11 protein-coding genes and 1 pseudogene are annotated in these 12,986 nt (G+C 47.0%); all 12 read right to left on the reverse strand.

Translation table 11 applies throughout. The annotated features are described in order from the left end of the window. Positions 1–168 (reverse strand): annotated as a pseudogene (locus AB4512_RS21290) (chemotaxis protein CheW); the annotation flags it as partial. Next, positions 155–937: a ParA family protein gene (locus AB4512_RS21295; protein WP_017071206.1), complete on the reverse strand. Its 783-nt coding sequence runs from the start codon at positions 935–937 to the stop codon at positions 155–157. The pseudogene AB4512_RS21290 and the gene AB4512_RS21295, both read right to left, overlap by 14 nt. A gap of 10 nt (positions 938–947) precedes the next feature. Next, complete coding sequence (locus tag AB4512_RS21300; protein ID WP_017071205.1) at positions 948–2,072, reverse strand: chemotaxis response regulator protein-glutamate methylesterase; 1,125 nt, start codon at positions 2,070–2,072, stop codon at positions 948–950. Positions 2,073–2,085: 13 nt separating this feature from the next. Beyond that, on the reverse strand, positions 2,086–4,278 hold the full coding sequence (locus AB4512_RS21305; protein ID WP_017064112.1) for a chemotaxis protein CheA: 2,193 nt from the start codon (positions 4,276–4,278) through the stop codon (positions 2,086–2,088). 9 nt (positions 4,279–4,287) lie between these two features. Then, the gene (locus tag AB4512_RS21310) at positions 4,288–5,019 is read right to left on the reverse strand and encodes a protein phosphatase CheZ (protein ID WP_017064113.1); all 732 of its coding nucleotides are present in this window, start codon (positions 5,017–5,019) and stop codon (positions 4,288–4,290) included. Between the two features lie 105 nt (positions 5,020–5,124). Next, positions 5,125–5,493: a chemotaxis response regulator CheY gene (gene cheY / locus AB4512_RS21315; RefSeq protein WP_016767062.1), complete on the reverse strand. Its 369-nt coding sequence runs from the start codon at positions 5,491–5,493 to the stop codon at positions 5,125–5,127. 42 nt (positions 5,494–5,535) lie between these two features. After that, entirely contained in the window at positions 5,536–6,270 is a 735-nt protein-coding gene (locus AB4512_RS21320; protein ID WP_017060667.1) for an RNA polymerase sigma factor FliA, read from the reverse strand. Continuing rightward, entirely contained in the window at positions 6,263–7,150 is an 888-nt protein-coding gene (locus AB4512_RS21325) for a MinD/ParA family protein (RefSeq protein ID WP_017060668.1), read from the reverse strand. Before AB4512_RS21325 ends, AB4512_RS21320 begins: the two co-directional genes overlap by 8 nt. 13 nt (positions 7,151–7,163) lie before the next feature. Next, the gene (gene flhF, locus AB4512_RS21330) at positions 7,164–8,726 is read right to left on the reverse strand and encodes a flagellar biosynthesis protein FlhF (RefSeq protein ID WP_029235190.1); all 1,563 of its coding nucleotides are present in this window, start codon (positions 8,724–8,726) and stop codon (positions 7,164–7,166) included. A 27-nt stretch (positions 8,727–8,753) separates the two neighbouring features. After that, the gene (gene flhA, locus AB4512_RS21335; protein WP_136979579.1) at positions 8,754–10,853 is read right to left on the reverse strand and encodes a flagellar biosynthesis protein FlhA; all 2,100 of its coding nucleotides are present in this window, start codon (positions 10,851–10,853) and stop codon (positions 8,754–8,756) included. 210 nt (positions 10,854–11,063) lie between these two features. After that, positions 11,064–12,194, reverse strand: a complete 1,131-nt coding sequence (gene flhB, locus AB4512_RS21340) for a flagellar biosynthesis protein FlhB (protein WP_017060671.1) — start codon at positions 12,192–12,194, stop codon at positions 11,064–11,066. A 9-nt stretch (positions 12,195–12,203) separates the two neighbouring features. After that, entirely contained in the window at positions 12,204–12,986 is a 783-nt protein-coding gene (fliR, locus tag AB4512_RS21345) for a flagellar biosynthetic protein FliR (RefSeq protein ID WP_372175603.1), read from the reverse strand.

Below are 12,986 nucleotides of genomic sequence, written 5' to 3' on the forward strand. Positions count from 1 at the left end.
TGGCTCTGGCTCTGGCTCTTCAGATTGTGATTCGTCGCTCGACTCGTCAACAAAAAAATCGTCAGATTCAAAGCTTTCATCGCCTAATAACGCAGTAAAGTAATCATCCAGTGCTTGTTCACTAGAGAGACTTGGCTGCGCCATTGTTGATTCTTTATTCGCGCTCATTTATCGCCAACCTTTCGAGATAAATAAGCAACTGTTTATAAGCAAATACACCACGGCTACCCGATGCAAAATGAGATGCTGGTAAGCGTTTTAGGCTCGCGTCTCGAAACTTGGTATCAATCGGCACAGCAGACGTCCAAACTTGGTTTGGGTAATCATCTTTGAGCTGCGTTAATGTTTGCAGTGAGGCTTTGGTTCGCTTGTCGTACATCGTTGGGACAATCGTAACCTTAAACGGTGTTTTGCGAGACTTCTGCATGATGGTCAAAGTGCGAATCATGCGCTCTAAGCCCTTCATCGCCAAAAACTCAGTCTGTACCGGAATCAATATACGATCGCTAGCAGCCAATGCATTGACCATCATCACACCCAGAATTGGCGGGCAATCGATCAATACATAGTCATAGTCGTCTTTCAAAGCGGCTAAAGCACGCTTCAAGATCAACCCCATGCCGCTTCGATTTCCCATTACACGGTCTAATGTCGCCAAAGACATGTGCGCAGGGATAATATCGATACCTTCGACTTCTGTTTGTAAAAGCAAAGGTCTTACCGTCTGCACGTTAAACTCACGCAACTGGAACAGATCAAACAGGCTCGATTCCACCGTATCTGAATCGTAACCCAGATAGGTGGTCAGTGATGCATGTGGGTCAGTATCAACCAACAGAACACGGTGCCCCTTCAACGCAAGTAAACCTGCTAGAGTCACGGTCGTGGTCGTTTTACCAACACCACCTTTTTGGTTTGCAACACTCCAAACAATCATTTCGATTTACCTAAGCTAACCCAACTTCAACCAAGATCCTTTCCGCGATGCGGTCTAGAGGGAGGTCTTCAGTAGAAATGCCAGCTTTTGCTACAGCTTGAGGCATACCATATACAACACAACTATCTTCGTCTTGTGCCCAAATCGTCGAGCCCGCAGTTTTCAACATACGCGAACCTTCTCGACCATCTGCGCCCATACCGGTCAGTATCATAGACAAAACTTTGTCGCCGTAGATCTTCGCTGCAGAGCCAAATGTGACATCCACACAAGGCTTGTAGTTCATGCGGTCGCCGCCATCGATAATTCGTAGACGTGCAGACCCTGCGCGGCCATCCACCATCATCTGTTTACCACCCGGAGCAAGATACGCCACGCCAGGTTTTAACACATCACCGTCTTGCGCTTCGCGAACTTCAATCTTACACAAGGTGTTCAATCGGCTCGCAAAAGCAGCAGTGAATGTTGCTGGCATATGCTGAACTAACACAATTGGGTGTGGATAGTTAGCAGGGATGCGAGTCAAAATCTTCTGTAGAGCAACAGGGCCGCCAGTCGACGTACCAATTGCTGTTAATTGATACTTCTTACCTGACGCTCTGAATTTCGCCGTAGATGCAACCGCAGGCTTCGCTGTCGAAGTCGAAGCTGCTGTTGAAATCGGCTGGCGCAATGGCGTAGCTGTTGAAGTCGTTGCTGTCGCTCTCGGCGTAATAGGAGCACGGCGCATAAACGCACGCTTTGCTGCAATCTGAATCACACGCTGTTGAAGCAATGCAACTGCATCGTCGCGGTTACGTGCAATATCTTCAAACTTCTTAGGCAAGAAGTCGAGAGCACCTGCATCTAACGCATCTAACGTTGCTCTCGCTCCATCATGCGTTAACGATGAAAACATCAAAATAGGCGTTGGAGACGCGGCCATGATTTCACGAACGGCAGTGATACCGTCCATGACAGGCATTTCAATGTCCATAGTGATTACGTCAGGTCTTAGCTGTTTCGCTTTCTCAACGGCTTCTTTACCGTTTACTGCAACATCAATGACTTCTAGGCGAGCCTCTGAGTTGATGATCTCGCTAACGCGACGACGAAAAAAACTCGAATCATCAACGACTAATACTTTAATCGCCATATTTATCCTTAAATTAAATTCTTGACGCTGCTGCGTACTGCTTCAACAAGTCCGGCACATCTAGAATCAATGCAATGTGTCCGTCACTTGTAATTGTCGCGCCTGCCATTCCTGGCGTGCCTTGCAGAAGCTTATCAAGCGGCTTGATGACTACTTCTTCTTGACCGATCAGCGTATCGACAACAAAACCAACACGTTGGCTACCAAGTTGCACGATAACAACATGGCCGTGTCCTTTGCGCAGTTCAACAATACCCGCTTTAGGTGCAAGCCAGTTTTGCAAGTAGAACAACGGAATAGACTTATCGCGAACGATGATCGTCAGCTGACCATCAACCACGTTTGTGCGGCTTAAATCTAGGTGGAAAATCTCGTTAACCGATGCCAATGGCAATGCAAATGGGTGACCTGCAACACCGACCATCAAGGTTGGTAGAATCGCTAGGGTTAGTGGAACCTTGATGGTGATCTTGGTGCCCTGTCCCATTTCTGAATCAATATCAATAGAGCCGTTCAGTGTGTTGATCGCTGTTTTCACAACGTCCATACCCACACCACGACCAGAGATATCCGAGATCTGCTCTTTGCTTGAGAAGCCAGGAGCAAAAATCAGGTTAAAACACTCTTTATTTGATAAGCGAGACGCTGCATCTTCATCCATCAGGCCACGTTTAACCGCGATAGCACGAAGCTTATCAGGGTCCATACCGCCACCGTCATCAACGATAGCCAGTTCAATGTGGTCACCTTCTTGAGAGGCAGACAGAATCACTTTACCCGTTTGTGATTTACCCGCAGCAACACGGTCGTTTGGCATTTCAATACCATGATCGACAGAGTTTCTCACCAAGTGAATCAGGGGATCAGCAAGTGCTTCTACTAAGTTTTTATCAAGGTCCGTTTCTTCGCCACGCATTTCAAGAACGATGTCTTTCTTCAAGCTACGAGCAAGGTCACGGACAACTCGTGGGAAGCGACCAAATACTTTCTTGATCGGCTGCATACGAGTCTTCATTACCGCACCTTGAAGGTCTGCAGTAACAACATCTAAGTTAGAGACAGCTTTCGACATTTCTTCGTCGTTGCTGTTGAGGCCTAGGCTGACTAGTCGGTTACGCACCAATACCAGTTCACCCACCATGTTCATGATGGTGTCCAGTGTTGATGTATCAACACGAACTGTCGCTTCAGCTTGTTGCTTCTTAGCCGGCACTTTAACTTCAGCTTTTGCTGGAGCGCTCGGTTTTGGCTCAGCTTTAACGGCAACTGGCGCAGCAGGTTTAGGCGCAGCTTGAGGTGCTACTGCCTTAACTTCTGCTGGCTTAGTCGCGGCATCCAATTCTTCAATCGAAGGTCCATTACCTGAGCCATGTAGTTGGTCAAGTAACTTCTCGAACTCTTCGTCAGTCATCAGATCATCGCCTTCAGACATCGCCGAAACAGGTGCTGCTGGCGGCGTTGGTGGTGGAGGAGGCGTTGAACTTGCCGCTGTCGGGCTCTTACCCGCACCGTGCAATTCATCTAATAACTTTTCAAATTCGTCATCAGTAATATCACCACTGTCAGCAACAGACTGAGGTGCAGCGGGTGCTGGCGGCGGTGTTGGTGCAGAAGGCGCTGTTGGTGAACCACCTTTACCGTGAAGCTCATCAAGCAAGCGTTCAAACTCATCTTCAGAGATATCATCGACTGAAGATGCATTGATGTTTGAGCTTTCAGCAGTAGGTTCCGGAGCAATAACAGGCTCAGGCGCTGCAACAACAGGTTCAGGGATAATAGGTGCCGGCGCTTCTACTGGTGCCACTTCATCCGCAGACTCTGGTTTACAGAGACGGTGAAGTTCATCCAATAAAGATTGGTCGGCTGGCACTAAAGGTTCCTGATCTTGCACGGCGCGAAACTGTACATTGACTGTATCTAGCGCCTGCAGCATGGTATCCATCAAACCTGATGTTACGCTGCGTTGGCCGTTTCGCAGAATGTCGAACACATTCTCAGCACCATGACAAGTATCCACCAGCTCAGTTAATGCTAGGAAACCAGCACCACCTTTTACTGTATGGAAACCACGGAAAATAGCATTTAATAGGTCTTTGTCGTCAGGGTTATTCTCAAGCTCTACCAGTTGTTCTGATAGGAGTTCAAGGATCTCTCCTGCTTCGACTAAAAAGTCCTGAAGAATATCTTCGTCTAAATCGTAGCTCATACGTTACCTTTAAAATCCAAGACTGGATAACAAATCGTCGACTTCATCTTGAGATGCGACAGCGTCTTCGCGCTCTTCTGGGTTCATAATTGGACCTTCAGGCGCAATCGATGCTTTCTTCTCTGACTCTGGAGTTGGCTCTTTTTGATTCGCACCGAATACCGTGAGAATCTCGACCAAACGTCCTTCCACCTCATTCACCAAGGTAATAACTTTGCTGATTATCTGCCCAGTTAAATCTTGGAAATCCTGAGCCATCAAGATTTCAGTCAATTGTCCGCGTAGTTCAGTACTGTCGCCTTCTACTTGGACAAGCAATCCATCAATGCGGTGACATAAAGCTTTAAATTGTGCCAGCTCAATGCGGCCATGCATCAGTTCATTCCATTGAGGCCTTACTTGAAGTAAACACTCGTGTAGGTTGTCTGCGATTGGCATACAGCGATCGACAGCGTCCATCGTCTTATTTGCCGCAACTTCCGTTTTATCAATGACATACTGAAGGCGATCCCTTGCATCAGGGATTTCGTCATTTGCGATAACGCTGATGCGTTCATCGAAATTGAATTGAGTCAAAGAGTCGTGGAGGTCGCGTGTCAGACTTCCTATTTCTTGAAGCATTGGATTGTCTTGAAGACTAAAGTTATCTTCATAAATGCTTCTCACAAGAGAATCAGCATTTTGCTGCTCATCGTTCTCAAGCAGCTCTACTAATTTTTTTGCTTGTTCTAATGAAATCATCCTGAATTCGGCCTTACTCCGCATACTTTGTGCGCTTAGGCTATCGAGATAAACAGATAACTTATCAGTCAGTGTTTACCTAGAAGTGCCTAAATTTATTGATGCTTATAAGCGATCAAAAATCTTATCAAGTTTCTCTTTCAGCGTTGCAGCAGTGAAAGGCTTCACAATGTAACCATTAACACCCGCTTGCGCAGCTTCGATGATCTGCTCACGCTTCGCTTCAGCTGTGATCATAAGCACTGGAAGGTGCTTAAGTTCTGCGTCTGCGCGAATGTGTTTAAGCAGGTCAATCCCTTGCATGCCTGGCATGTTCCAGTCAGTTACCACGAAATCAAATTCGCCTTTTTTCAGCATAGGTAACGCGGTCAAGCCATCATCTGCTTCTTGAGTGTTGTTGAAACCTAAATCGCGAAGTAGGTTTTTAACAATTCGGCGCATCGTTGAAAAATCATCAACAATGAGAATTTTCATGTTTTTGTTCAAATTAGCCTCCACTGAATAGGATCAGTGTTGTTAGTCGTTCTGTGTCCAAGCACTTAACTTAGTGCGTAAACGCTGCATAGATTGGCTCAGTATTTGGCTGACACGAGATTCGCTGACACCTAACACTTCCCCAATCTCTTTTAAATTGAGTTCTTCGTCGTAATAAAGCGAAAGCACAAGGCCTTCCCTTTCCGGAAGTTGTTTTATCGAATCGATCAAAGCTTGGCGGAATGACTCATCAGCAACCCCTTGAAAAGGCGTATTATCTTGAGAGTCTTCATTCGGAGATATTACATCATCTGAGACGCCTAAATCTTCAATTCCAACCAGTCTTGAGCAATTAATGTCAGTTAAAGCACTGTGATACTGCTCTAAACTGAGCCCCATGTGTTTTGCCACTTCGGCATCACTCGGGTCGCGGTTGAGGATACCCTCTAATTCCGCAATTGCACTGCTGATTTCTCGATTGTTCTTATGAACCGATCTCGGCACCCAGTCCCCACGGCGAATGTCATCCAACATTGCCCCGCGAATCCGAATACCAGCATACGTCTCAAAGCTTGCGCCTTTGGTACCATCATAGTTTTGTTGCGCTTCAATCAAGCCGATCATGCCAGCTTGAATTAAGTCATCAACCAATACATTAGGCGGTAATCGCCCCAACAAGTGATGAGCGATACGTTTAACCAACACAGAGTACTTCTCAAAAAAAGCCTGTTGGCTATTGTGATTAGCGTGTTGGTCGTAAGTAAGCGCTTTATTCACCAAATGGTTCCTCTATAAATTCAGTACGATTCAGCAGCCTTTCAACAAAGAACTCCAAGTGTCCGCTCGGTGTTTTTGGTATTGGCCAGGTCAAGGCTTTGTTAGCCAAAGAGCTGATTGCCAATGCAGCTGGAGAGCGAGGAAACGCATCGACTACGATTTTCTGTCTCTTGACTGATTGACGTACTTTATCATCTAAAGGAATACATGCTACGAGTTCGAGGCTCACATTCAAGAAGCGCTCTGTGACCAAAGTCAACTTTGCAAATAATTCTCGGCCTTCGCGGTAGCTTCTGACCATATTTGCAACAACTTTGAATCGCTGAACTTGGTGTTCTCTGCTTAAAAGCTTAATCAAAGCATATGCATCCGTGATCGAGGTAGGTTCATCACATACCACGACAACCACGTCTTGCGCCGCTCTTGAGAAGCTGATCACCATGTCCGAAATACCGGCTGCGGTATCAACCAACAAGATATCCATCTCGTCTTCAAGCGAACCGAATGCGCGAATCAAACCAGCATGCTGTGCGTGTGAAAGTTCAGTCATGCTTTGAGTGCCCGATGTCGCTGGAATAATTTTAATTCCGTGCGGCCCTTCGACAATCGCATCCTTAAGTTCACATTCGCCAGCCAACACATGCCCAAGGTTTCGTTTAGAACGAATACCTAGCATGATATCGACGTTCGCTAGTCCTAAATCGGCATCTAGCACCATGACTTTTTTGCCTTGGCGCGCCATGCAAATAGCCATACCTAACGTCACATTAGATTTACCAACGCCTCCCTTACCACCGGTTACAGCGATAACTTTTGTGAGTGAAGGCTTGGTTAAGCGACGGAGGCCGCTAGCTTGGTCATGTATCATATTTTCATTCATATTTATCCGCCGCCTAGAGCCCTTCAGAATCGCTATTCCAGTAATGAGGTTCATTCTCTGTAGATTTTTCTAATAGCTCATTAGCCTTAGCAATCATGTACTTTGGCTGAGCTATAACGATATCTTCAGGAACTCGTTGACCATTTGCTATGTAAGCAACTGGTAATGCATTTTGTATTACGACACTGATGAATTCACCTAGACTTAGGGATTCATCCAGCTTAGTCATGATGCATCCCGACAACGGGATTCTTCTAAAGTGTTCAATTGTTTCTTGCAGCACTTTGCGTTGCGCGGTTGCAGGCAACACAAGGTAGCTATTGATAACGGAACCACTCTCTTGCATCAATGTGTCTAACTGCTCAGATAGGCGAACATCTCGTTGTCCCATGCCTGCAGTATCGACCAGAATCAGGCGACGATTACGTAACTGATATATTACATCGGCCAGTTCGCTAGAATCTTTAGCAACTCTTACAGGACAACCCATAATTCGGCCGTAGATCGATAACTGCTCATGTGCACCTATACGATATGTGTCAGTTGTCACTAGTGCGACGTTATCAGCGCCATATTCCATGGCAGCACGTGCAGCTAGCTTTGCAACAGTCGTTGTTTTACCCACGCCGGTTGGGCCAAGTAGAGCCACAATACCGCCGCGTTTTAAAATATCTTTTTGTGTAACGGAGATTTGGTCAGCAACCAGAGCTAACAGAGCCTTCCATGCACGTGCAGGTTTAGTATCTTCAGGAATGTAGCAAGCCATTTGATCGGCAAGCTCTGCAGATACACCCATACGTTCAAGGCGCTTAATAAGCATGGCTCTCAGTGGTTCACGGCGCTCAACTTCTTGCCACATCAACCCAGAAACTTGATGCTCTAACAGACGACGAATTGAGGTCATCTCTTCGCGCATCGTTTCCATTTCAGTATCAGAACCTTTGGACTGAGTGTTCTCTCGACCACGATCATAACGGGTAGGATCCAAGCGAGGTGTCGGGCGCTCTACTCTGCGGTCTTCAGCAATCAACTTAGACAAACCCGTTTCACGAGCAAATGCAGAATCAAGATTTCCGTGAGACTGTTGGTTACCGTGAGATTGCTGATGGCCATGAGACTGCAAATTGCTTTGAGTCTGATGACTATGAGGCTTATGGCCCGTGCTTGATTGGCGATTGAGCAATGCTGACAATGAATCTTCATTTTCTGCACGATGCTGTGGCTCATCATCGGCGCCATGACTGTATTGCTTAAGCATATTCGCAAAGCGCTTAGTCATTGAGCGTCCACCTTCAACATTCGACTGTAGGCTAACCTTGTCATCGTCTAGTTGACGTCGCCCAGCAGGAGCTGCGGGCGCGGCCATTTGCGTATATTGGCTTTGTGCAGGCTGCTGAGGTTTATTTAATCTCTGGCTCGCTGTCGACGGGCTGGATTCGCCATCAATAGCGGCAACAATTTCCACGCCACCTGCGACCTTTTTGTTAGACATGATCACCGCTTCTGAACCAAGTTCTTCTTTAACTTGGAGCAGAGCCGTTCGCATATCTTTTGCAAAAAATCGTTTAATTTTCAATTCGATTGTCCGTTCTAATTAGGCGGCTTAATTACCAACAGCTTGTACTATACGTATCTGCTTTTCGTCCGGTATTTCTTGGTAAGACAAGACTCGCAAGCTTGGAATCGTGTTCTTCACGAACTTAGCCAGAGTCGAACGCAACACGCCAGAGGTCAATAGTACCGCGGGCTCACCTTTCAGCTCTTGCTCTTGTGTAGCGTGGCTGAGAGAGGTCTGTAAACGTTCGGCTAAACCAGGTTCAATACCAGCAGATTCTCCGCCGGATGCCTGCATGGTTTGATGCAAGATTTGTTCCAGCTCAGGAATCAAGGTTATCACTGGTAACTCGGGCTCTATACCATTGATTTCCTGAACAATTAATCGTTTCAATGAGATACGAACCGCCGCAGTAAGTATGTCAGGTTCTTGACTCTTACCTGAATACTCCGACAAAGTTTGGACTATGGTTCGAATGTCACGAATTGGAATCGCTTCATTCAGCAGGTTCTGTAGCACTTTCACAACCACACCCAACTGCAATTGATCCGGTACAAAACCTTCCACCAGCTTAGGTGTTGAGCGGCTGAGCATCTCAAGTAAGTTCTGAACTTCTTCGTGGCCAATGAGCTGCGATGCGTTGTTGGTTAGCAGCTGGCTAAGGTGTGTCGCCAGTACTGTAGAAGAATCTACAACGGTATAACCTAGAGCTTGTGCGTGTTCACGCTGCTCTTCACGAATCCAAACCGCTTCAAGGCCAAAGGCAGGGTCAATCGTCGGCTCGCCATCGATCATGCCATAGACTTGGCCCGGGTTAATCGCGAGCTCCATGTCTGGCTTAATCTCAGCTTCACCCACAGCAACACCCATCAGGGTAATACGGTAGCTGTTTGGTGTCAGTTCTAGGTTATCGCGAATGTGTACCGCTGGGATCAAGAAACCAAAGTCTTGAGACAGCTTTTTACGCACACCTTTAACGCGTTCAAGCAATTCACCACCTTGGTCTCTATCAACCAAAGGAATTAAACGGTAACCCACTTCTAAACCAATAATATCGACAGGTTGAACATCATCCCAAGAGAGCTCCTTCTGAGAGCCTACTTCTCCATTCGCTTCAACTGTCGCCGGAAGGTTAGGCTCTTCCGCCTTCTTCTTGTTCTTTTTATCGATGTAATACGCCCCCGCGCCTGCAACGATGGCAAGGCTCAAGAACGAGAAATGTGGCATACCCGGAACAATACCCATGATGCCAAGGATGGCGGCGGTGATCATCAAGGCTTTTGGATTGTCGAACATCTGGAAGACAAGTTGCTCACCCATATCTTCATCAGTATTTTGGCGCGTTACCATCATCGCAGCTGCAATAGACAGTAATAGAGATGGAATTTGTGCAACCAGACCATCACCGATAGTCAGTAGCGTGTAGATTTCGATTGCTTCACCAAAACCAAGATCAAACTGAGCCATACCAATGCTCAAGCCACCAATGATGTTGATGAATAAGATTAAGATACCAGCGATCGCATCGCCTTTAACAAACTTAGAAGCACCGTCCATCGAACCGTAGAAGTCAGCTTCTTTGGTGACTTCAAAACGTCTCAGACGCGCTTGGTCTTGGTCGATCAAACCTGCGTTCAAGTCGGCATCGATTGCCATCTGTTTACCCGGTAAGGCGTCTAACGTGAAACGCGCGCTTACTTCCGAGATACGACCCGCACCTTTGGTTACAACCATGAAGTTGATGATCATAAGAATCAAGAACACCACTAGACCTACCGCATAGTTACCACCGATAACCACGTTACCGAAGGCTTCAATCACATTACCGGCCGCGTCGCCACCTTCATGACCATGAAGCAATACCACACGTGTCGAAGCAACGTTCAAGGCCAATCGAAGTAGAGTCGCAATCAGCAGGACGGTTGGGAATGCAGCGAAGTCTAAAGGCCTGCGGGTATATACCGAGACCAGTAGCACAACCATAGACAGTGCAATGTTGAAGGTGAAGAACATATCCAACAAGAAAGCTGGAATGGGCAACACCACCATAGCAAGCGTTGCAAGTACCATAATAGGTGCACCAATCGCAGGCATGGCACGGTTAGGGATTTTAGGTAGCTTGTCCGCAAAAGGCAGGGAGAATTTCATAAATCTAGACAGTTTCGCTATGTTGTAGCTCTCTGAACAAGTGGATTAGGTCTTAGTCAGGGCTGTTTGCTATGGGCTTATAATGTTCAGGCTACTACAGCAAACACTGTACCAACATCTCACGTCAAATTATCGCCATCACCTCTATAAAAGGAAGATTAGCTAGCTCGCTATTATCAGGGTTCATCACGCAGAGCTCAAGCAATTGATCTAATGACGTAAATCAGGTGGGATCGGCATATTAGAATCTTGCAGTTTTGGTCGCTCACCACCTCGTTTTCGGTACTGTTTAAGCTGGAAAACATATGCAAGCACTTGTGCAACTGCCGTAAACAGACCGTCAGGAATTTGTTGTTCTAGCTCAGTGGTGTGATAAAGCGCCCTCGCCAATGGCGGCGCTGGAACTATATAGATGTCGTTTGCACGCGCAATCTCTCGGATCTTCATCGCCATGTGGTCGACACCTTTAGCAACCACAATTGGTGCTTTGTCTTGATTCTGCTTATAGCGCAGCGCCACTGAAAAGTGTTCCGGGTTGGTCACAATCACATCCGCTTGAGGAACGTCTGCCATCATGCGACGCTGAGCCGCTTCCCTTTGAAGCATACGAATTCGGCCTTTCACTTCCGGCTTACCTTCAGTGTCTTTGAATTCGTCTTTGACTTCTTGTTTGGTCATCTTCAATTGATCGGCGTGTTGCCAGATCTGGAACGGGATATCAATCGCCACCACAATAAGCAGCGAGCAACTGATCAACAGGATGAAATTGAGCAAGATATCCAAGGCATGGAAGATGTTCTGTGGGTACACATCCATACTCAGCTGCATTAAATCATGCTGAGAGGCTTGAATCAGATAAATCGCCATCCCCGATACGAGCGCTACTTTAAGAATAGACTTGAGCAGTTCAACCCAGCTTTGCAGGCCAAACATACGCTTGATGCCACTGAGTGGGTTGAGCTTAGACGCCTTAGGCATTGCTGCTTGCATTGAGAAGTTAATCCCACCGACACCCGCAGCGCCGATGACGGCAGCAACAAACAAAGTTATCAGTATCAAAAACAGCGGGAACAGCAGGTTCACCAGTGCACCACCAGCGATTTCTAGGAGTTTGTTAGTGTCAAAGATCTCGTCGCGACTCAAAGAGAACAGGCGTTGCATCGCCTCGAACAAAGCCTTCGCCATCGATTCGCCAAACCACATTAAAGCAATCGCACCGACAATTAATACCGATGCTGACGCTAGCTCTTTTGACCTTGCAACCTGCCCTTTCTCTTTGGCCTGTTGCAAGCGTTTGGGCGTGGCGTCTTCTGTGCGTTCTTGACCGTCTGACTCTGCCATTTCAGTCTCCTAGCAATCTAACCGGATTAGACGACATATCTGTTGTTCGCCCTGCATCCAAAATAGCTCATAGTGACTATATAAGCCGCCAAGGATGTACCAACAAAGCAACAGACCCACGAGTAGCGCAAATGCAAAACCCAAAGAAAAGATGTTTAACTGAGGTGCCGCACGCGTCATTACACCAAAAGAGAGGTTAATCGTTAGCAGCGCGATAATGCCCGACAAGGACATCGCCAATGCCGTTTTGAACATGATACCGAGCCACAATGCGAGCTCTCGAAAATCAACAGAGGTCAACGATCCACTGCCAATCGGCAAGGTCTTAAAACTAAACACCACCAGCTGCAGCATTTTCAAGTGACCATCGGTCGCCAAGAAGAACATGGTCGCAAGCAGCATGAACAGTTGACCAAGTACCGGCGTGTTTTGCCCGTTAGCCGGGTCGACCATTGAGGCAAAACCCAAGCTCGATTGCATACCGAGGATCTGGCCGAGCATGACGAAGGTTTGAATCATGAACTGGGTAACAAAGCCCATGGCCACGCCAATCACGATCTGTTCAAAGACAGTCAGGAAGCCTTGAAAGGACAGAAGTTCAATCTCTTTGGGAACGGCCGGAATCGCAGGCATCACAGCAAAAGTGATCGCCAAGCCTAAATACAGACGAATACGCGGCGACACGAAGCGTGCCCCTGTTACCGTCATCACCATCAGCATCACTGAGATGCGAGTGTATGGCCAAAAATAATTGGCTAACCACTCTAGTACAAGGCTCGTTGGGTATTCCAT

Origin of the sequence: Vibrio sp. 10N.222.52.B7, from assembly GCF_041474275.1 — a bacterium.
In the GTDB taxonomy this organism is placed as follows: Bacteria; Pseudomonadota; Gammaproteobacteria; order Enterobacterales; family Vibrionaceae; genus Vibrio; species Vibrio crassostreae_C.

Coding starts and splice junctions, on each gene's coding strand:
- fliR (WP_372175603.1), bottom strand. CDS start 12,986: ATGGAATACCCAACGAGCCTTGTACTAGAGTGGTTAGCCAATTATTTT.
- AB4512_RS21300 (WP_017071205.1), bottom strand. CDS start 2,072: ATGGCGATTAAAGTATTAGTCGTTGATGATTCGAGTTTTTTTCGTCGT.
- flhA (WP_136979579.1), bottom strand. CDS start 10,853: ATGAAATTCTCCCTGCCTTTTGCGGACAAGCTACCTAAAATCCCTAAC.
- AB4512_RS21325 (WP_017060668.1), bottom strand. CDS start 7,150: ATGAATGAAAATATGATACATGACCAAGCTAGCGGCCTCCGTCGCTTA.
- AB4512_RS21310 (WP_017064113.1), bottom strand. CDS start 5,019: ATGATTTCATTAGAACAAGCAAAAAAATTAGTAGAGCTGCTTGAGAAC.
- AB4512_RS21305 (WP_017064112.1), bottom strand. CDS start 4,278: ATGAGCTACGATTTAGACGAAGATATTCTTCAGGACTTTTTAGTCGAA.
- AB4512_RS21295 (WP_017071206.1), bottom strand. CDS start 937: ATGATTGTTTGGAGTGTTGCAAACCAAAAAGGTGGTGTTGGTAAAACG.
- flhB (WP_017060671.1), bottom strand. CDS start 12,194: ATGGCAGAGTCAGACGGTCAAGAACGCACAGAAGACGCCACGCCCAAA.
- cheY (WP_016767062.1), bottom strand. CDS start 5,493: ATGAAAATTCTCATTGTTGATGATTTTTCAACGATGCGCCGAATTGTT.